19 protein-coding genes are annotated in these 18,223 nt (G+C 65.8%); all 19 read right to left on the bottom strand.

Annotated elements, in window-relative coordinates; all coding sequences use genetic code 11:
- Positions 1 to 54: 54 nt before the first annotated feature.
- The 19 genes from ACEYYA_RS10290 to ACEYYA_RS10200 all read right to left on the bottom strand — a co-directional run bounded on the left by ACEYYA_RS10290 (position 55) and on the right by ACEYYA_RS10200 (position 18,208).
- On the bottom strand, positions 55 to 1,731 hold the full coding sequence (locus tag ACEYYA_RS10290; protein WP_374800294.1) for a ribonuclease J: 1,677 nt from the start codon (positions 1,729 to 1,731) through the stop codon (positions 55 to 57).
- Positions 1,728 to 2,507 (bottom strand): type III pantothenate kinase, encoded by a 780-nt coding sequence (locus tag ACEYYA_RS10285; protein WP_374800292.1) that lies wholly within the window; start codon positions 2,505 to 2,507, stop codon positions 1,728 to 1,730. The genes ACEYYA_RS10290 and ACEYYA_RS10285 overlap by 4 nt, the downstream gene beginning before the upstream one ends.
- 1 nt (position 2,508) lies before the next feature.
- Complete coding sequence (locus ACEYYA_RS10280) at positions 2,509 to 3,306, bottom strand: biotin--[acetyl-CoA-carboxylase] ligase (protein WP_374800290.1); 798 nt, start codon at positions 3,304 to 3,306, stop codon at positions 2,509 to 2,511.
- A complete protein-coding gene (gene nuoN / locus ACEYYA_RS10275; protein WP_374800288.1) occupies positions 3,296 to 4,735 on the bottom strand; it encodes an NADH-quinone oxidoreductase subunit NuoN in 1,440 nt (479 codons plus the stop codon). Before nuoN ends, ACEYYA_RS10280 begins: the two co-directional genes overlap by 11 nt.
- Positions 4,736 to 4,750: 15 nt before the next feature.
- Positions 4,751 to 6,322, bottom strand: coding sequence for an NADH-quinone oxidoreductase subunit M (locus ACEYYA_RS10270; protein ID WP_374800286.1), 1,572 nt, complete (start codon positions 6,320 to 6,322; stop codon positions 4,751 to 4,753).
- Complete coding sequence (gene nuoL, locus ACEYYA_RS10265) at positions 6,322 to 8,526, bottom strand: NADH-quinone oxidoreductase subunit L (RefSeq protein WP_374800284.1); 2,205 nt, start codon at positions 8,524 to 8,526, stop codon at positions 6,322 to 6,324. The genes ACEYYA_RS10270 and nuoL overlap by 1 nt, the downstream gene beginning before the upstream one ends.
- A 6-nt stretch (positions 8,527 to 8,532) precedes the next feature.
- The gene (nuoK, locus tag ACEYYA_RS10260) at positions 8,533 to 8,838 is read right to left on the bottom strand and encodes an NADH-quinone oxidoreductase subunit NuoK (RefSeq protein WP_374800282.1); all 306 of its coding nucleotides are present in this window, start codon (positions 8,836 to 8,838) and stop codon (positions 8,533 to 8,535) included.
- Between the two features lie 2 nt (positions 8,839 to 8,840).
- On the bottom strand, positions 8,841 to 9,443 hold the full coding sequence (locus tag ACEYYA_RS10255) for an NADH-quinone oxidoreductase subunit J (protein ID WP_374800280.1): 603 nt from the start codon (positions 9,441 to 9,443) through the stop codon (positions 8,841 to 8,843).
- Positions 9,440 to 9,847, bottom strand: a complete 408-nt coding sequence (locus ACEYYA_RS10250) for a carboxymuconolactone decarboxylase family protein (RefSeq protein WP_374800278.1) — start codon at positions 9,845 to 9,847, stop codon at positions 9,440 to 9,442. The genes ACEYYA_RS10255 and ACEYYA_RS10250 overlap by 4 nt, the downstream gene beginning before the upstream one ends.
- Entirely contained in the window at positions 9,844 to 10,233 is a 390-nt protein-coding gene (locus ACEYYA_RS10245) for a carboxymuconolactone decarboxylase family protein (protein ID WP_374800276.1), read from the bottom strand. Before ACEYYA_RS10245 ends, ACEYYA_RS10250 begins: the two co-directional genes overlap by 4 nt.
- Positions 10,230 to 10,721, bottom strand: coding sequence for an NADH-quinone oxidoreductase subunit NuoI (nuoI, locus tag ACEYYA_RS10240; RefSeq protein WP_374800274.1), 492 nt, complete (start codon positions 10,719 to 10,721; stop codon positions 10,230 to 10,232). Before nuoI ends, ACEYYA_RS10245 begins: the two co-directional genes overlap by 4 nt.
- A 3-nt stretch (positions 10,722 to 10,724) precedes the next feature.
- Positions 10,725 to 11,768 carry an NADH-quinone oxidoreductase subunit NuoH gene (nuoH, locus tag ACEYYA_RS10235; RefSeq protein WP_374800272.1) on the bottom strand — a complete coding sequence of 348 codons (1,044 nt, stop codon included), beginning with the start codon at positions 11,766 to 11,768 and terminating at the stop codon, positions 10,725 to 10,727.
- A 12-nt stretch (positions 11,769 to 11,780) separates the two neighbouring features.
- Positions 11,781 to 12,581, bottom strand: a complete 801-nt coding sequence (locus ACEYYA_RS10230; protein WP_374800270.1) for a hypothetical protein — start codon at positions 12,579 to 12,581, stop codon at positions 11,781 to 11,783.
- The gene (nuoG, locus tag ACEYYA_RS10225) at positions 12,581 to 14,602 is read right to left on the bottom strand and encodes an NADH-quinone oxidoreductase subunit NuoG (RefSeq protein ID WP_374800268.1); all 2,022 of its coding nucleotides are present in this window, start codon (positions 14,600 to 14,602) and stop codon (positions 12,581 to 12,583) included. Before nuoG ends, ACEYYA_RS10230 begins: the two co-directional genes overlap by 1 nt.
- Before the next feature lie 117 nt (positions 14,603 to 14,719).
- Positions 14,720 to 15,121, bottom strand: a complete 402-nt coding sequence (locus ACEYYA_RS10220) for a hypothetical protein (protein ID WP_374800266.1) — start codon at positions 15,119 to 15,121, stop codon at positions 14,720 to 14,722.
- 1 nt (position 15,122) lies between these two features.
- Entirely contained in the window at positions 15,123 to 15,521 is a 399-nt protein-coding gene (locus ACEYYA_RS10215; protein WP_374800264.1) for a DUF5333 domain-containing protein, read from the bottom strand.
- A 107-nt stretch (positions 15,522 to 15,628) separates the two neighbouring features.
- Positions 15,629 to 16,924, bottom strand: a complete 1,296-nt coding sequence (gene nuoF, locus ACEYYA_RS10210) for an NADH-quinone oxidoreductase subunit NuoF (RefSeq protein WP_374800262.1) — start codon at positions 16,922 to 16,924, stop codon at positions 15,629 to 15,631.
- A 4-nt stretch (positions 16,925 to 16,928) separates the two neighbouring features.
- Positions 16,929 to 17,162, bottom strand: coding sequence for a DUF5337 family protein (locus ACEYYA_RS10205; protein ID WP_374800260.1), 234 nt, complete (start codon positions 17,160 to 17,162; stop codon positions 16,929 to 16,931).
- Positions 17,159 to 18,208: a helix-hairpin-helix domain-containing protein gene (locus ACEYYA_RS10200; protein WP_374800258.1), complete on the bottom strand. Its 1,050-nt coding sequence runs from the start codon at positions 18,206 to 18,208 to the stop codon at positions 17,159 to 17,161. Before ACEYYA_RS10200 ends, ACEYYA_RS10205 begins: the two co-directional genes overlap by 4 nt.
- Positions 18,209 to 18,223 lie beyond the last annotated feature (15 nt).

Genomic DNA, 18,223 nt, shown 5'->3' with positions numbered 1-18,223 from the left:
CCTGGTAGCCGCCCGCTTCTGCGCCCGACCCGGCCCGCGCGCCCCGCGTCGGGCCTAGTCCGCGACCAGACGGCTGGTGATGACCTCGACCTCGGGCTTCTTGCCGATCTCCTCCATCGAGACCTGACGCACGATCCGGCGCACCGATTCCGCCAGACGGTCGTCGTTCAGCAGCACCTTGTCACCGGCGCTGTCCAGGAACTCGGCCAGTTCGGCCTCGATCATCTGTTCCAGCGGTTGCCCGTTGCGGCCGGTGGGCGCCAGGCCCATGGCCTCCACCCAGGCGTCACCCAGCGGGCGGTCGTCTTCGTCGATGATGATCGACACGCTGACATGGCCGTTCAGCGCCATGCGGATGCGGTCGCGGACCACGCCGTCCAGCGCGCCGATCAGCACCGTCCCATCCAGATAGGTCCGCCCGGTCTCGACATGTTCGACGACGCGCGGCCTCTCGCCCGCCAGATCGACCATCATGCCATTGGTGATCACATCCGAGGCGATGCCCTTGGCCATCGCCATCCGCGCATGTTCGCGCAGATGCATGTGTTCGCCATGCATCGGGATCAGGATGCGCGGCTTCATCAGATCGTGCATCGCCTCAAGATCAGGGCGGTTGGCATGGCCCGAGACGTGATACATGCCGCCATTGTCGGTCATGATGTCCACGCCCATTTCCGAAAAGGCGTTCATGATGCGGATCACGTCGCGTTCATTGCCGGGGATGGTTTTCGAGGAAAACAGGAAGGTGTCGCCCTCTTTCATCTCAAGCCCCAGATAGCGGCCGCGCGACAGTTGCGCGGATGCGGCGCGGCGTTCGCCCTGGCTGCCGGTGACGATCAGCATCAGGCTTTCGCGCGGCACCTGGGCGGCATCCTCGGGGCCGATGACGGGGGGAAAGCTGGACAGGACGCCGGTTTCCACCGCCGCCGTCAGCATCTTGCGCATCGCCCGGCCCAGCATGCAGACCGACCGGCCCGCGGCATGTCCGGCCTCGGCCAGCGTCTTCAGCCGCGCCACGTTCGAGGCGAAGGTCGTGGCCACCACCATGCCCTTTTGCGCGGCAACGAAATCGCGCAGCGGCCCGGCCAGCACCGATTCCGACCGCCCCGGCAAGGGCGAAAAGACGTTGGTGGAATCGCAGGTCAGCACATCCACCCCGCCCTTTTCGCGGGCAATGTCGTGCCAAAGCTGCGCATCGAAGGCCTCGCCCACCACCGGGCTGCCATCCAGCTTGAAATCGCCGGTATGCACGATCCGGCCCAGGTCGCTGTCGATGATCAGCCCCGAGCTTTCGGGGATCGAATGCGATATCGGGACGAACTGCACCTTGAACGGGCCGCAGGTGATGACCTCGGGGCGGGCCTCATGCACATGGATGACGTCCAGCGGATGCCCGGCTTCGTCCATCTTGGCGCGGGCCAGGGCGGCGGTGAAGCGGCGGCAGTGGACGGGGGCTTTTAGGCGGCCCCACAGATGGCCAAGCGCGCCGATGTGATCCTCATGTCCGTGGGTGATGAAGATGCCCTCGATCCGGTCGGCATTCTGCGCCAGCCAGTCGATGTCAGGCATGATCAGATCGACGCCGGGGGTGGTGTCCATGTCGGGGAAGGTCACGCCCAGATCGACGACGATCAGCCGTTCCCGCCCCGGCGCGCCATGCCCGAAGACATAGCAGTTCATGCCGATTTCGCCGGCACCCCCCAGGGGCAGAAAGATCAGACGGTCGCTCATGCGGTTTCCAATGCGATGTTGTGGTCGTGGATCAGCACCAGACCGTGAATGGTCAGATCGTCCTCGACGGAATCGAAGATCTGGGTTCCCTGTTCGAACAACGGCGCCAGGCCGCCGGTTCCGATGACCTTCATCGGGCGGGCGCGCTCGGCCCGGATGCGGGCGACGATGCCCTCGACCAGTCCAATATAGCCCCAATAGACGCCGGATTGAATACAGGTGACGGTATTGGTGCCGATCACCCGGTCGGGGCGGGTCACATCGACATGCGGCAGGCTGGCCGCGCCATTGTGCAGCGCCTCAAGCGACAGGTTGACTCCGGGCGCGATGACCCCGCCGATATAGGCGCCGTCGACATCCACCACGTCAAAGGTGGTGGCGGTGCCGAAATCGACCAGGATCAGATCGCCGCCGTGACGGTCGAAACCCGCCACCGTATTGACCAGCCGGTCCGGCCCGACCGTGGCGCCCTGATCGACGCGCGGCGCGACCGGCAGCGCGCAATCGGGCTTGCCGACGACCAGCGGGCGGCAGTCGAAATAGCGGTTGCACAGCACCCGCAGGTTGAACACGACGCGCGGCGCGGTCGAGCTGATGATGGCGGCGCCGATCTGCCCCTCGATCCCCTTCAGCCGCATCAGCGTGGTCAGCCAGACGAAATATTCATCCGCCGTGCGGCGGTGATCGGTGGCGATGCGCCAGGTGGCCTGCACCTGCGCGCCGTCCCAGATCGCAAAGACCGTGTTGGTATTGCCGCAGTCGATGCACAACAGCATATCAGCCCCCCACCGCATCCGCCGGGCGGGCAAAGAACACATCCGCCGCGGCAATGGTCACCCGCCGCCCGTCGTCGCGCCGCAGGATCAGCGCGCCCGACGGGTCGATGGTTTCAAAGATCCCGGTTTCCTCGCCACTCATCAGCCGGGCGCGGACCTGTTGGCCCAGGCGCGCGGCGCGGGCCAGCCACGCCTCGCGCACGGGGGCGAAGCCTTCGGCCGTCACGCGCGCCTGCCAGCGGTCGAAAGCGCGGGCGAGATAGGTGATGAAGTCGCGCGGGGTGATGCGGATGCCGCATTCGCCCGCCAGACTGACGGCAGGCTGCGCGCCCGGCTCGATCACCGAGGGCGGCGGGGCCTGTTCCAGATTGATGCCGAAACCGATGGCGATGGCGGGGCGCTGACCGGGGATCGGCGTGCCTGTCGCCTCCAGCAGGATACCGACCAGCTTGCCATCGTTCAGCAGGATATCGTTGGGCCATTTGATCGCCAGCCGCGCCGATGGCCCGGCCACGTCGCGCAGCGCGTCAAAGGCCGCAAGCGCCGCAACAAAGGAATAGAGCGCCACATCCGCCGGTTGCCCCGCCGGATGCAGCACCAAGGTCGCGGCCAGATTGCCCGGCGGATCCGTCCAGGCCCGCCCGCGCCGCCCCCGACCGGCGGTCTGACGCTCGGCCAGAACCCAGGTCGGGCGGGTCAGATGCGGGGCCAGGCGCGCGGCCTCGGCCATCGTGCTGTCGACCGTGCCAAGGGCGTGCAGCGCCACGCCCTCGGGCCAGATGTCGGGATCAGCGGACAAGCGTTTCCGCCGCCACAGCCGCCGCCGTGTCGATGCCGAACAGGCTGACAACGCCCAGGATCATCACCGCCGCACCGGCCATCAGCATCAGCCACTGCATCCCCGGCATGCGGTCGTCGATCCCGTCCCCGGCCTCGCCGAAATACATGAGATAGACGATGCGCAGATAGTAATAGGCACCGATGACCGAGGCGATGACGCCCAGCAGCGCCAGCCAGCCCATGCCGGCATTCACCGCCGCCGACAGCACGCCGAACTTGGCGAAAAAGCCCAGCATCGGCGGCACGCCCGCCAGGCTGAACAGCAGAACCAGCATCGCAACGGCCCGCAGCGGCTGCGCGCGCGAATAGAGGTTCAGCGCCGCAATGTCGGTGACCGGCCGGCCGTCGCGTTCCATCGACAGGATGAAGGCGAAGGTGCCGACGTTCATGGCCACATAGATCGCCATATACATCAGCATCGCCTGCACCCCTTGCGCGGTGCCGGTGGCGAGGCCCACCAAAGCAAAGCCCATATGCGCGATCGAGGAATAGGCCATCAGGCGCTTGATGTCGCGCTGACCGATCGCGGCGATCGAGCCAAGGAACATCGAGGCCACCGCCAGCAGCGCGATGATCTGGCCCCATTGCGCGGGCAGGCTGCCGAAGGCATCCCACATCAGCCGCGCGATCAGCGCCATCGCCGCCATCTTCGGCGCCGTGGCAAAGAAGGCGGTGACCGGCGTGGGCGAGCCTTCATAGACATCCGGCGTCCACATGTGGAAGGGCACGGCGCTGACCTTGAAGGCGAGGCCCGTCAGCATGAACACCAGCCCGAACAGCAGCGCGACGGGGATGTGTTCGCCCTGCAACTGCGACAGGATGCCGGCGAAATCGGTCGTGCCGGCAAAGCCATAGGTCAGCGAGGCGCCATAAAGGAACAGCCCCGATGACAGCGAGCCAAGGACGAAATATTTCAGCCCCGCCTCGGACGACCGGGCGCTGTCGCGGCGCAGCGCGGCGACGACGTAAAGCGCCAGCGATTGCAGTTCCAGGCCCATGTAAAGCGCCATCAGATCGCCCGCCGACACCATCATCATCATGCCGACAACCGCCAGCACGATCAGGATCGGGTATTCAAAGCGCATCATGCCGCGGCGGACCAGGTGGTCGGCGCTCATCGCCAGGACGGCGGCGGCGCCCAAGAGCACGGTGATCTTGGCAAAGCGCGCAAAGGGATCATCGACGAACATGCCGTGGAAGCCCGTGCGCGCGCCCTGCCCGTTCAGCACATCCCAGGCCGCCATCACCACCAGCATCGCCACCGAGGCCCACAGGATCGGCATCGCCAGCCGATCCTTGCCGAAATAGCTGCCCACCATCAGCGCGACCATGGCAAAGATCGCCAGCACCAGTTCGGGAAAGACGATGGCAAGATCAAGATTGGACATCACAGGCTTCCCGTCTTAGTGGGTGGCGGCGGCCGGTTCGGCCACAGCGACAGTTTCAACAAAATCGGCACGCGGGGCATCCGCCACGCTGGCGTTGTAATCGGCAACCAGGGCGGCGACGCTTGGGCCGATGCGGTCGGTGACCAGCCGCGGATAGACCCCCAGCAGCAGCGTCATGATGACCAGCGGTGCGAAGATCCACTTTTCGCGCGGGGTCATGTCGGTGATCGACTTCAGCGCCTCCTTGATCAGCTCGCCCAGCACGACCCGGCGATAAAGGTAAAGCGCATAGGCCGCCGACAGGATCACCCCGGTCGCGGCCACCACAGCGACCCAGGTGTTGACCCGGAAGGTGCCGACGATGGTCAGGAACTCGCCCACGAAACCCGAGGTGCCGGGCAGGCCGACGTTGGCCATGGTGAAGAACATGAAGATCAGCGCATAGGCCGGCATCCGGGTGACCAGCCCGCCATAGGCGTCGATCTCGCGCGTGTGCATACGGTCATAGATGACGCCGACGCACAAAAACAGCGCGCCCGACACGAAGCCGTGGCTGATCATCTGGAACATCGCGCCGTCGATCCCCTGCTGGTTCGCGGCGAAGATGCCCATGGTGACATAACCCATATGCGCGACCGAGCTGTAGGCGATCAGCTTTTTCATGTCCGACTGCGCCAGGGCCACCAGGCTGGTGTAGACGATGGCGATGGCCGACATCCACAGAATGATCGGCGCGAACAGATCGGACGCGACCGGGAACATCGGCAGCGAAAAGCGCAGGAAGCCATAGCCGCCCATCTTCAGCAGGATCGCGGCCAGCACGACCGAACCGGCGGTCGGCGCCTGAACGTGCGCATCGGGCAGCCAGGTATGCACCGGCCACATCGGCATCTTGACCGCGAAACTGGCAAAGAAGGCCAGGAACAGCAGGGTTTGCAGCCCGCCGATGATCCACCAGCCGCCGATCTGCATCGGCTCGGCGCTGAAATTGTGGTTCAGCAGCGCCACGATGTCGGTGGTGCCCGCCGCGCGCCACATGGCGATCATCGCCACCAGCATCAGCACCGAGCCAAGGAAGGTATAGAGGAAGAACTTGAAGGCCGCATAGATGCGATCCTTGCCGCCCCAGATGCCGATGATCAGGAACATCGGGATCAGCCCGGCCTCGAAGAACAGGTAGAACAGCACCAGATCCAGCGCGGTGAACACGCCGATCATCAGCCCTTCCAGCACCAGAAAGGCGATCATGTATTCCTTGACGCGGGTTTCCACGTTCCAGCAGGCCGCGATGGTTAGCGGCATCAGGAAGGTGGTCAGCAACACGAACAGGACCGAGATCCCGTCGACCCCCATCTTGTAGCGCAGGCCCATGATCCATTCGCGGTCTTCCACGAACTGAAAGCCGGTATTGGCCGGATCAAAGCCCGTCCACAGGAAGATCGACACCAGAAAGGTCGCGGTCGTGGCGATCAGCGCCAGCCATTTGGCGTTGCGATCGGCCGCGGGCGTCCCGCCCTTCAGGAACAGCGCCAGGATCAGCGCCGCCATCAGCGGCAGGAAAGTGATGATGGAGAGAAGGTTCGACATCAGTGGGCCCCTCCGGTCAGCGCGACCCAGAACATCAGGAAGACGATGCCCAGAACCATGGCCAGGGCATAGTGGAACAGATAGCCGGACTGGACGCGACCGGCGAAACGGGTCAGCCGCGGGATCAGGCCCAGGGCCACGCCGTTGATGGCACCGTCGATGACCCGCCCGTCGCCGCTGCGCCACAGGGTCCGGCCCAGCCACCGCGCGGGACGCACGAAGATCAGGTCGTAAAGTTCATCGAAATACCATTTGTTCAGCAGGAACCGATAGAGCGTCGGCACCGCGCGGGCGACCGCGCCGGGCAGATCGGGCCGCGCGATATACATCACCCAGGCAAGCGCCAGCCCCAGCACCATGGCGACAAAGGGCGACAGCTTCACCCAGTTCGGCGCATGGTGGGCCTCATCCATGACGTGATTGTCGGGATGGATGAACAGCGCGCCATGGCTGGCGGGGGCCGCGTGATCGACGGCATGGGTCGTCTCGTCGATGGCTTCGGCGGCCGGTTCGGCAGCGGCGACGGCCTCGGGCGCGGTCGGGGCGACATGGACCGGGGGCTCGGTGGTGGTCACCACAGGGGCCTCGGCCACGGCCACCGGAGCATCGGCCACCGGGGCCTCATGCGTTGCGGCACCCTCGGCCCCACCTTCTGCGCCACCCTCGACGACCGCGTGATGCGGCATCCCGAAGAATTGCGTGACGCGGTTGTGGTCGCCGAAGAAGTCCTTGTACCAGACCATCCCCGAGAACACCGCCCCCACGGCCAAAGCGGCCAGCGGGATCAGCATCACCATCGGGCTTTCATGGGCGTGGTCATGGGCATGATGATCGCCCCGCGGCTTGCCCCAGAAGGTCATGAACATCAGCCGCCAGCTATAGAAGCTGGTCATGAAGGCCGCGATGACCAGGGCCCAGAACGCAAACCCATTGCCCGAGGCAAAGGCGCTTTCGATGATCGCATCCTTGGACAGATAGCCCGCGAACCCGATATAGGTCAGCGGAATGCCGACACCGGTGATCGCCAGCGTGCCGATCAGCATTGCCCAGAAGGTAAACGGGATCTTCTTGCGCAGGCCACCATAGTTGCGCAAATCCTGTTCGTGATGCATCGCATGGATCACCGAACCGGCGCCCAGGAACAGCATCGCCTTGAAGAAGGCATGGGTGAACAGGTGGAACATCGCCGCCGAATAGACGCCGACACCGGCGGCCACGAACATGTAGCCAAGCTGCGAACAGGTCGAATAGGCGATGACGCGCTTGATGTCGTTCTGCACCAGGCCGACGGTCGCGGCAAAGAACGCGGTCGCGGCACCGATATAGACGATCATCATCTTGGCTTCGGGCGCGTATTCGTAAAGCGGCGACATCCGCGACACCAGGAACACGCCCGCCGTCACCATGGTCGCGGCGTGGATCAGCGCCGACACCGGGGTCGGGCCTTCCATCGCATCGGGCAGCCAGGTGTGCAGGAAAAGCTGCGCCGATTTGCCCATCGCGCCGATGAACAGCAGCACGCCCAGCAGGTTCGCGGCATTCCAGCCGGTCCACAGGAAATGCACCTGGGTCTGCGCCAGTTCGGGGGTCTTGGCGAAGATATCCTCGAACCAGATCGAGCCGGTCAGCCAGTAAAGCCCGGCGATCCCCAGGATGAAGCCGAAGTCACCGACGCGGTTGACGATAAAGGCCTTCATCGCCGCGGCATTGGCGCTGTTCTTCTTGAAATAGAAGCCGATCAGCAGATACGAGGCCACGCCCACGCCTTCCCAGCCGAAGAACATCTGCAACAGGTTATCGGCGGTCACCAGGGCCAGCATGGTGAAGGTGAAGAACGACAGATAGGCAAAGAACCGGGCGCGATAGGGTTCGTCATCGGTCCAGTTGTCGTCATGGGCCATGTAGCCCACCGAATAGAGGTGAACCAAAGCCGAAACCGAGGTGACGACGATCAGCATGATCGCGGTCAACCGGTCGACGCGGATCGACCAGGCGGTGTTCAGATCGCCCGACTGCACCCAGGTCAGGATGTGCTGATGGGTGGTCACGCCGTCATGGGTCAGGAAGGTGACCCAGGACAAGGCGCAGGCCAGAAACAGCAGCGCGATGGTCACGACCTGCGCGCCGCGTTCGCCGATCACACGCCAGCCGAAACCGGCGATCAGGGCGCCGATCAGCGGGGCGAAAAGGATGATGCTCGCCATGGTGGATCAGCCCTTCATCACGTTGACATCCTCAACCGCGATCGTGCCACGGTTGCGGAAGAAGACCACAAGGATGGCCAGCCCGATGGCGGCCTCGGCGGCGGCCACGGTCAGCACGAACAGGGTGAAGACCTGCCCCGCCAGATCGCCGGCAAAGGACGAAAAGGCCACCAGATTGATATTGACCGCCAGCAGCATCAGTTCGATCGACATCAGGATGACGATCACGTTCTTGCGGTTCACGAAAATGCCGAAGACACCGATCACGAACAGGGCCGCGGCCACGAAAAGGTAATGCGAAAGTCCGATCATGATTACAGCCCCTGCCCCGGTTTGACATCGACCAGATCCATCGCCTTGGCCGGATCGCGGTGCATCTGCGCCACGACATTCTGACGCTTCACATCCTTGCGGTGGCGCAGCGTCAGCAGGATCGCGCCGATCATGGCAACCAGCAGCACCAGGGCCGCAGCCATGAACAGATAGACATAGCGATCATAGATCAGCATCCCCAGGGCCTGCGTGTTGTGCATCCCCTCGGGCATCGGCGCGGCATGCAGGGCGGCCGCGCCCTCGGCCGGGGTGAAGCCGTCAAAGGCAAGCGCCAGTTGCAGGATCATCACCACGCCGATCAGAAGGCCCAGCGGCATGTAGCGCGCCAGTTCCCCCTTCAGCGCGGCAAAGTCGATGTCCAGCATCATCACCACGAACAGGAACAGCACCGCGACCGCGCCGACATAGACGATCATCAACAGCATCGCCAGGAGTTCCGCCCCCAGCAGGATGAACAGCCCCGAGGCCGAAATGAAGGCCGCGATCAGCCACAGCACCGAATGCACCGGGTTCTTCGAGATCACCACCATGAAGCCCGCCACGACGACCAGCGTCGAGAACAGGTAAAAGGCGAAGGTCATCATGCGGCTTCCTCCGTTTCAGCAAATACCTTTTGCGCGATTTCCAGCGCGCGGGTCATGGCGGGCAAGCCGCCGAACATCGACATCTGCCAGATCACTTCCGCGATCTCGCGTTGCGTGGCCCCGGCCTCAAGCGCGTGGCGGATGGTCAGCCGCATCTGCGGTTCCGCCTGCGCGCCCAGCACGGTCAGCGCCGCCACCGACACCAGCATCCGCGTCTTGGCATCCAGCCCGTCGCGGTTGAAGGTGCGGCCGAAGAACATTTCCATCATGTCCTTGGGCAGCGTCGGGAACATCTTGTCCATCGCGCCGGGGTTGAAGGTCTCAAGCGCCGGGTTGAAGGCGCGCGCCATTTCCTGACCCGACTGGATCATCTGCGCGAACATCTTCTGAAAGGCGTCGTTCATTGCGCGCCCTCCTCCTCAAAGACTTCGATCGCGGCGTTCAGCGCGTTGATCATCGCAGGCAGGCCGCCATAAAGCTGCATCTGAAAGATTGCCTCGCTGACCTCGCGCGCGGTGGCCCCGGCGCGCAGGGCATTGGCGACGTTGACCTTGAGCTGCGGGCGGGTCTGGCCGCCGAGCGCGGCCAAGGCGCCGATGGTAATCAGCATCCGGGTTTTCAGATCCAGCCCGTCGCGGGCATAGACCGCGCCCCAGCCATGCCCCACCACCGCCTCGGCGACACCACCTGGCAACCAGCGGTCATAGCGGTCGCGCAAGGCGGCCTCCATGCCGGGGTTCAGCCGGTCCGCCAGCACCTGTCCGGCCTGATATGCGGCGTCAGAACTCATCGGTAGGGCGCATCCAGTTCCAGGTTGCGGGCGATCTCGACTTCCCAACGGTCGCCATTGGCCAAGAGCTTGGCCTTGTCGTAGAACAGCTCTTCGCGGGTCTCGGTGGCGAACTCGAAGTTCGGGCCTTCGACGATGGCATCGACCGGGCAGGCCTCCTGGCAGAAGCCGCAGTAGATGCACTTGGTCATGTCGATGTCATAGCGCGTGGTCCGGCGCGATCCGTCGGCGCGCGGTTCGGCGTCGATGGTGATCGCCTGCGCGGGGCAGATCGCCTCGCACAATTTGCAGGCGATGCAGCGTTCTTCACCACTGGGATAGCGGCGCAGCGCGTGTTCACCCCGGAAACGCGGCGACAGCGGCCCCTTTTCATGGGGATAGTTGATCGTCGCCTTCGGCTTGAAGAAGTATTTCATCCCCAGGCCGAAGCCCTTGATGAAATCGACCATCAGGAAATACTTGGTGGCTCGGGCGAAATCGAACGCCATGGCTTACCCCCCGATCACAGTGTTGAAACGCGCCCAGAAGCCGCCAAGGACTTCGTAACGGGCCAGGAAGGCCACGATCACCACCCAGGCCAGCGACAGCGGCAGGAACACCTTCCAGCCGATGCGCATCAGTTGGTCATAGCGATAGCGCGGCACGATCGCCTTCACCATGGCGAACATGAAGAAGAACACCCACATCTTCGCCACCATCCACCACCAGCCATCGGGCAGGCCGGGAATGGGCGACAGCCAGCCGCCGAAGAACAACAGCGAAATCAGCGCGCACATCAGGAAGATGGCGATGTATTCGCCGGCCATGAACAGCAGGTAAGGCGTGGACGAATATTCGACCATGAACCCCGCGACCAGTTCCGATTCCGCCTCGGGCAGGTCAAACGGCGGGCGGTTGGTCTCGGCCAGGGCGCTGACAAAGAACAGCACGACCATCGGCAGATGCGGCAGCCAATACCAGTTCAAAAGGCCCCAATCGCCCTGTTGCGCGGCCACGATGTCGCCAAAGTTCATCGAACCGGTCGAGATGATGATGCCGACGATGATCAGGCCCAGCGACACCTCATAGGAAATCATCTGCGCGGCCGATCGCAGCGAGCCAAGGAACGGATATTTCGAGTTCGAGGCCCAGCCGCCCATGATCACGCCGTAAACCTCAAGCGAGGAGACGGCAAAGACGAACAGCAGCGCCACGTTGATGTCGGACAGAACCCAGCCGGGGTGAAAGGGAATCACCGCCCAGGCCAGGATCGCCAGCGACATCGACAGCACCGGGGCCAGGAAGAACACGAAACGGTCGGCCCCGGCGGGGATGACGATTTCCTTGACGACATATTTCAGCGCGTCGGCCACCGATTGCAGCACGCCCCAGGGGCCGACCACGTTCGGACCGCGCCGCAACTGCACGGCGGCCCAGATCTTGCGGTCGCCATACACCAGAAAAAGCAGCGAAATCATCACGAAAGCGATGATCAGCAGGCCCTGGAGGGCGATCAGCAGGAAAGTCCCAAGGGGTGTCGCCAGAAAATCAGCCATCGTGTCCCTACCTCATTCCCCAGTCCTGTCCCCGATGGGGACGCCGTTCTGTTCGCAGGCGGCCAGCACCGCCCCGACGTTCATGGCCCGCCCCTCGGGCTGTCCGGGGGCAAGCAGAAAAATCGACTCGGCGGCGCGGCCACCCCGCACGGATTCGGTCTGCGTGCGCACATGGCGCAGCCATTCAAATCCGTTCACGGCCGCGTAACCTGCCGTCGCACAGGCGGCATAGGCCACTGCGGCGGTCTCGTCCAGTGCGGCCTTGCCTTCGGTGGCACGCAGACCGGCACTGACGCGCGCGCGCACCAGATCATCGGCGCGGGCGGCATCGACCGGGGCGACCTGGGCCGGGCCAAAGCGGGCCTCATGTTCGGTCAGGCCGGTGAAATCGGGCAGCATCTCCTGCACGATCATGCCACGCGGCGGCAGCGGCGCGACGACCTCAAGCGGCACATGCAGGGGCGGGCGTTCCGGCGGGCGCGGCGAAAAGGTGGTCACCACCGGCATGTCGGCGGGCCTGCGCGGCGGGCGGCGAAAGCCCTCGGCGGCATAGGGGGCGCGCCCGACCACCGAGGGCACCGCGCCGGGTGCGGTGCGCAGCGTGATCTGGGGCGCGGCCAGCACGGCGGGCGGCAGACCGGGATCGCCGGTCAGCGGCACCGGCCCCAGAAACAGCGGCGGCAGGGATTGCGCAGCCGCCGCCCCTGCCCCGCAGATCAGCGCCGCCAGCAGCAGCCCGCGCGCCGCAAGACGCCGACCATCAGGTCGGGCGCGGCGCGGCAGCGGACGCAGCGGGCGGCGGCGGCAGGTCATTACTCGGCCGCCTCGGTCAGTTTGGCACGGGCCGCCGAACGGGCCGACAGTTCCGCCATCAGTACGCTGGCCCGCGCGACCGGGTTGGTCAGATAGAAATCGCGCGCGTCCGACCGGAAGGCGGCGCGGCCCATGTCGCGTGCGGCCAGCGTGGCGGGGGCGTTTTCCGGCACCTCACCGATGCGGGCCAGATGCGGCGCCACCTCGAACATGGCGCGGCGCAGATCGGCCAGGCTGTCCCAAGGCTGGGTCGCGCCCAGTTCCGCCGACAAGGCGCGCAGGATCGCCCAGTTTTCCTTGGCCTGACCCGGCGCGAAGCCGGCGCGGTTGGCCATCTGCGGGCGGCCCTCGGTATTGACGAAGATCCCCGATTCCTCGGTCCAGGCGGCACCGGGCAGGATGATGTCGGCGCGATGCGCGCCCCGGTCGCCATGGCTGCCCTGATAGATGACAAAGGCGCCCGGCTCGATCTCGACCTCATCGCCGCCCAGGTTGAAGATCACCTCGGCGCCCTCGATCGCGGCGGTCAGCCCGCCCTCGGTCACCGCGCCCACATCCATCGCGCCGACCCGGCTGGCGGCGGAATGCAGGATCAGCAGGCCCGATTGCGTGGCCGCCGCAAAGGCGACTGCATGGGCCAGCACGGCCTCGCCATCGGCCTCGTTCAGGGCCTGCTGGCCCAGAATGATGATCGAGGCCTCATCGCGCATCGCATCGGTGACGGGCATCCCCAGCAGCTTTTTCAGCGCGTCGCGGTCGCTGCCGATATGGGTGTAGTCATAGGTCAGATCGGCGGGCGCGCCGATCAGCCCGACCTCGGCACCCTGCGCCCAGGCCTTGCGGATGCGGGCGTTCAGCACCGGCATCTCATTGCGGGGATTGGTGCCGATCAGCAGGATTTGCTTGGCACTATCAATGTCTTCGATCCGCGCGGTGCCGGCATAGCCGCCACGCTGCCCGGCCGGCAGACGCGCGCCGTCCAGGCGGGATTCGACCGAACCGCCCATCCCCTGCACCAGCGAGGTCAGCGCGAAGGCGGCCTCGGTCGAGACCAGATCGCCCACCAGACCGGTGACCTTGCGGCCCTTCATCGCGGCGGCGGTGGCGGCCAGGGCCTCGGGCCAGGTGGCCGGGCGCAGGCGGCCCGCCACGCGGATATAGGGCTGGTCAAGGCGCTGACGGCGCAGCCCGTCCCAGACAAAGCGCGACTTGTCCGACAGCCATTCCTCGTTCACGCCATCATGGTTGCGCGGCACGATGCGCATCACCTCGCGCCCCTTGGTATCGACGCGGATATTGCTGCCAAGCGCGTCCATCACGTCGATGGATTCGGTCTTGGTCAGTTCCCACGGGCGCGCGGTAAAGGCATAGGGTTTGCTGACAAGCGCGCCGACCGGGCACAGGTCGATGACGTTGCCTTGAAGGTTCGAATCCAGCGTCATGCCCAGATAGGTGGTGATCTCGGCATCCTCGCCGCGACCGGTCTGGCCCATCTGGGTGATGCCCGCGACTTCGGTGGTGAAACGCACGCAGCGGGTGCAGGAGATGCAGCGCGTCATGTGGGTTTCGACCAGCGGGCCAAGATCCAGATCCTCGACCGCGCGCTTGGGTTCGCGGTAGCGGCTGAAATCGACGCCGTAAGCCATCGCCTGATCCTGCAGGTCGCATTCGCCGCCCTGATCGCAGATCGGGCAGTCAAGCGGGTGGTTGATCAGCAGGAACTCCATCACGCCTTCGCGGGCCTTCTTGACCATCGGGCTGTTGGTCTTGATGACGCTGGGTTCGCCATTCGGGCCGGGGCGCAGGTCTTTCACCTGCATCGCGCAGGAGGCCGCGGGCTTGGGCGGCCCGCCGACCACTTCGACCAGACACATGCGGCAGTTGCCGGCGATCGACAGCCGTTCGTGATAGCAAAAGCGCGGCACTTCGATCCCCGCCTGTTCACAGGCCTGGATCAGCGTCAGGTTCGGATCGACCTCAACCTCGATCCCGTCGATGATGATCTTGCGAAGATTGCTCATGCTCGTCCTACTTTCCGGCCCGGCGGCCTTGTGACTGCCCCCGGCCGCGGGGATTGGGGAATGGCCAGACGCCCGCGCGGGCGTGGAAGGGGTGATGGCGGGTCTGGGGGCGGGCGGTCATGGCTGCCTCCGCCCCAAAAGATGGCCGATGCGGCTGCCGTCGGTCATTTCGACGAAGCCCGCGCGGCACAGGCTGTTGGTGCCGGCATATGACGTGGCATGTTTCGCCTCGAAGGCGGCGATGACGCGGCGGCTGGCATCCGAGGGGCCAAGCCGGCGTTCGGTCAGATAGGACGACAGTTCGGCGGCGCGACGGTCGATCATCGCCTCGGCCTCGGCGGTGACGCGCAGGTTGCGGCAGCGCGCCTCGATCTTGCGGGCGATCAGCAGATCGGCGGTCAGCTCGGCGGCGGGGGTGCTGTCCAGCCAGTCGGCGGGCAGCGCGGCATCGGCGCAGGCGGGCACCGGCGCCGCCAGCAGCGCCACACCCACCACAGCCAGGATACCCCGCCCGCCCATGCTACCGCGCCCTCAGGAAGGAACCGATATAGGTTTTCGCCGCGATCTCGCCTTGGCCCACGCGGCAGAAGCTGGCGGCATCGCCCGACTTCGCGCCCTTGCCCGCCAGCCAGCGTTCGGCATCGGCATAGATGCGCGCGCGTTCGGAATTGCTGTCCAGAAAGGCGTCGATCTGGGCGCTGGAATAGCCCATGCGTTCGGCATCGCGCTTCAGCCCGCGCGCCTCGGAATAGGCATAGATCAGCCGCGCGTCGATGCGGTCGCATTCCCGCCGGATGCGGTCGGCGATGCGTGCGGCCACCAGTTTGCCGGTGATCGCGGTGTTCTGGGCGATCGGTTCCAGCGCGGCGGCGGGCAGCGCGGTCAGACCGATCAGGGCAACCGTCAATAGCAGTTTCATGGCAGATACCTTTGCAAGGACAGGATGGCCTGTCCTAGCATGACGCGCGGCCACCAGCCCTGCACAGGCCGGTGATCCCTGCGTGAGGCCATATGCCCGCGCCCCCGTCATTCCGCCGCCATCGCCCCCATGCGGCCAGTCTTGCGGGCCTTGATGCGGTCCTCGATTTCCTCGCGGTAGGCGCGGATCAGGCCCTGGATCGGCCAGGCGGCGGCATCGCCCAGGGCGCAGATCGTGTGGCCCTCGACCTGCTTGGTCACCGACAAGAGCATGTCGATTTCCTCGATCTCGGCCTCGCCGCGCACAAGGCGGTCCATGACGCGCATCATCCAGCCAGTGCCTTCGCGGCAGGGCGTGCATTGGCCACAGCTTTCGTGCTTGTAGAACTTGGACAGCCGCCAGATCGCCTTGATGATGTCGGTCGACTGATCCATCACGATCACCGCCGCCGTACCCAGGCCCGAACGCTGTTCGCGCAGCCAGTCGAAATCCATGATCGCATCGTCGCATTGCGCCGCCGTCAGCAGCGGCACGGACGAGCCGCCGGGGATGACGGCCTTGAGGTTGCCCCAGCCGCCGCGCACGCCGCCGCAATGGCGGTCCAGCAGTTCGCGCAGCGGAATCGACATCGCCTCTTCGACAACGCAGGGGCGTTCGACATGGCCCGAGATGCCGAACAGCTTTGTCCCGGCATTGTTCGGGCGGCCGAAGCTGGCGAACCATTCCGGGCCACGGCGCAGGATGGTCGGCACCACGGCGATGGATTCGACGTTGTTCACCGTGGTCGGGCAGCCGTAAAGGCCCGATCCGGCCGGGAACGGCGGCTTCATCCGCGGCATCCCCTTCTTGCCCTCAAGGCTTTCGATCAGCGCGGTTTCCTCGCCGCAGATATAGGCCCCGGCGCCGTGATGCAGATAAAGGTCGAAATCCCAGCCGGATTTCGCGGCGTTCCGGCCCAAAAGCCCCGCGTCATAGCATTCATCGATGGCGGCCTGCAGCGCCTCACGCTCGCGGATGTATTCGCCGCGCAGGTAGATATAGCAGGTATGCGCGCCCATGGCGAAGCTGGCGATCAGCGCACCCTCGATCAGGGTGTGCGGATCATGGCGCATGATCTCGCGGTCCTTGCAGGTGCCGGGCTCGGATTCGTCGGCATTGATGACCAGATAGGACGGCCGCCCGTCCGAGCCTTTCGGCATGAACGACCACTTCAGGCCGGTCGGAAAGCCCGCGCCGCCGCGACCGCGCAGGCCGGATGCCTTGACCTGTTCGATCAGCGTATCGCGCCCGCGCGCGATCAGATCGGCGGTGCCGTCCCAATGCCCGCGCGCCCGCGCGCCCGCCAGGCTGCGGTCATGCATCCCGTAAAGGTTGGTAAAGATCCGATCCTGGTCCTTCAGCATTCGCTCATCCTTCGGGCCGCTGGCCCCGCCAAAGACGCCAGGTCGAGACCAGCGCCCAGATAAATGCGGCCATCGCCGCCAGATCGGCCAGAAGGGCGTAGCGACCCTCCCAACCCCAAGTTCGGCCCAGAACCTGCACGGCGATCCACGCCAGCATGGTCAGGGCAATCACCACCGCGATCCGCCGGGCCTGACGCGCCTGCGCCGGGCTGCGGGGGACGGGTGGAGGGCGGGTCAATAGACGCCGCCCTTGTCAACGCGGGCCGCAAACTCGGTCTGCCCGCCTTTGGCCAGGATCTTGGCCTGGGCGATCCAGTCGCGCAATTCATCGGCCCCCGCAAGGCGGCCCAGAACCTCATCCAGGCGCTTGATATCGGCGGCTTTCAGCGCCGCGACCTGGGCCATGGTGGTGATGCCCTGATCGTTCAGTGCCAGTTCGGTTTTCGGCCCGACCCCCTTGATCCGCTTGAGGTCGTCACGGACAGCCGCGGCGGCTTTCGCAGCCTTGGCCTTGGCGGGCTTTTCGGCTTTGGCCTTGGCGGGCGTCACCGCGTCGGCCTTGGCGGCCTTTTCGGGCTTCGGCTTGGTCGCGGGCTTCACCGCTGCCGCCGCCGGGGCCGTCACTTCGGCCTTGGCGGCAGGCTTGGCGGCCTTGCGCGGGGTCGCGGCGCGGGGCGTGGCGGCGGCGCGGGCACCGGTGCGGGCGGGTTTGCTGACCGGCTTGCGCGCCACCGGCTCACGCGAGGCGGCGGCGCGGCGGGGTTTGGCGACGGCAGGCGTATCGGCAGCCGCGTCATCGGCGGGCAGATCGGCAAAGCCGGCGGGCGCGGTGGCGACGGCATCGGCAGCCGGTGCCGCCGCAGGGGTGGCGGCAGGGGTGGCGGCCTGTGCTGCGGGCTTTTCAGCCGCAGGCTGCACGGGCGCGACGGGGGTCGCGGCGGCAACCGGCGCAGGCTCGGCAGGCGCGGCAACGGCTACAGGCGCAGCGGGCGCAGGGGCAGCGGCCGCAGGCTTGGTCGCGGCCTCGACCGGCTTGTCGGCAACCGCAGCCTTTGCCGTGACATTGGCAAATGCCGCAGGCGTGCCCGGACGCTCGGCAGACCAATCACCAACCGGCGCGCCGTCGCAGAACAGCCAGATCAGCACCGATCCCAGCATCCCGCAGATCACCAGACCCAGCACCAGTGCCGCGACAACGCCGAAATGGGCGTCCGACATCAACAGCAGCGCCGACAGGATGCCTGCCACCGCCGCCCAGATCCAGCATCTTGCCTTGCACGTCATCCTGTCGTCCTCCCT

The sequence above is a fragment of the Paracoccus zhouxuedongae genome, assembly GCF_041927815.1.
Taxonomy (GTDB): domain Bacteria; phylum Pseudomonadota; class Alphaproteobacteria; order Rhodobacterales; family Rhodobacteraceae; genus Paracoccus.
The sequence above is the reverse complement of the archived record's forward strand: the minus strand, read 5'-3'. Positions and strand labels throughout refer to the sequence as shown.

Coding starts and splice junctions, on each gene's coding strand:
- ACEYYA_RS10290 (WP_374800294.1), bottom strand. CDS start 1,731: ATGAGCGACCGTCTGATCTTTCTGCCCCTGGGGGGTGCCGGCGAAATC.
- ACEYYA_RS10285 (WP_374800292.1), bottom strand. CDS start 2,507: ATGCTGTTGTGCATCGACTGCGGCAATACCAACACGGTCTTTGCGATC.
- nuoN (WP_374800288.1), bottom strand. CDS start 4,735: ATGTCCAATCTTGATCTTGCCATCGTCTTTCCCGAACTGGTGCTGGCG.
- ACEYYA_RS10270 (WP_374800286.1), bottom strand. CDS start 6,322: ATGTCGAACCTTCTCTCCATCATCACTTTCCTGCCGCTGATGGCGGCG.
- nuoL (WP_374800284.1), bottom strand. CDS start 8,526: ATGGCGAGCATCATCCTTTTCGCCCCGCTGATCGGCGCCCTGATCGCC.
- nuoK (WP_374800282.1), bottom strand. CDS start 8,838: ATGATCGGACTTTCGCATTACCTTTTCGTGGCCGCGGCCCTGTTCGTG.
- ACEYYA_RS10255 (WP_374800280.1), bottom strand. CDS start 9,443: ATGATGACCTTCGCCTTTTACCTGTTCTCGACGCTGGTCGTCGTGGCG.
- ACEYYA_RS10250 (WP_374800278.1), bottom strand. CDS start 9,847: ATGAACGACGCCTTTCAGAAGATGTTCGCGCAGATGATCCAGTCGGGT.
- ACEYYA_RS10245 (WP_374800276.1), bottom strand. CDS start 10,233: ATGAGTTCTGACGCCGCATATCAGGCCGGACAGGTGCTGGCGGACCGG.
- nuoI (WP_374800274.1), bottom strand. CDS start 10,721: ATGGCGTTCGATTTCGCCCGAGCCACCAAGTATTTCCTGATGGTCGAT.
- nuoH (WP_374800272.1), bottom strand. CDS start 11,768: ATGGCTGATTTTCTGGCGACACCCCTTGGGACTTTCCTGCTGATCGCC.
- ACEYYA_RS10230 (WP_374800270.1), bottom strand. CDS start 12,581: ATGACCTGCCGCCGCCGCCCGCTGCGTCCGCTGCCGCGCCGCGCCCGA.
- nuoG (WP_374800268.1), bottom strand. CDS start 14,602: ATGAGCAATCTTCGCAAGATCATCATCGACGGGATCGAGGTTGAGGTC.
- ACEYYA_RS10220 (WP_374800266.1), bottom strand. CDS start 15,121: ATGGGCGGGCGGGGTATCCTGGCTGTGGTGGGTGTGGCGCTGCTGGCG.
- ACEYYA_RS10215 (WP_374800264.1), bottom strand. CDS start 15,521: ATGAAACTGCTATTGACGGTTGCCCTGATCGGTCTGACCGCGCTGCCC.
- nuoF (WP_374800262.1), bottom strand. CDS start 16,924: ATGCTGAAGGACCAGGATCGGATCTTTACCAACCTTTACGGGATGCAT.
- ACEYYA_RS10200 (WP_374800258.1), bottom strand. CDS start 18,208: ATGACGTGCAAGGCAAGATGCTGGATCTGGGCGGCGGTGGCAGGCATC.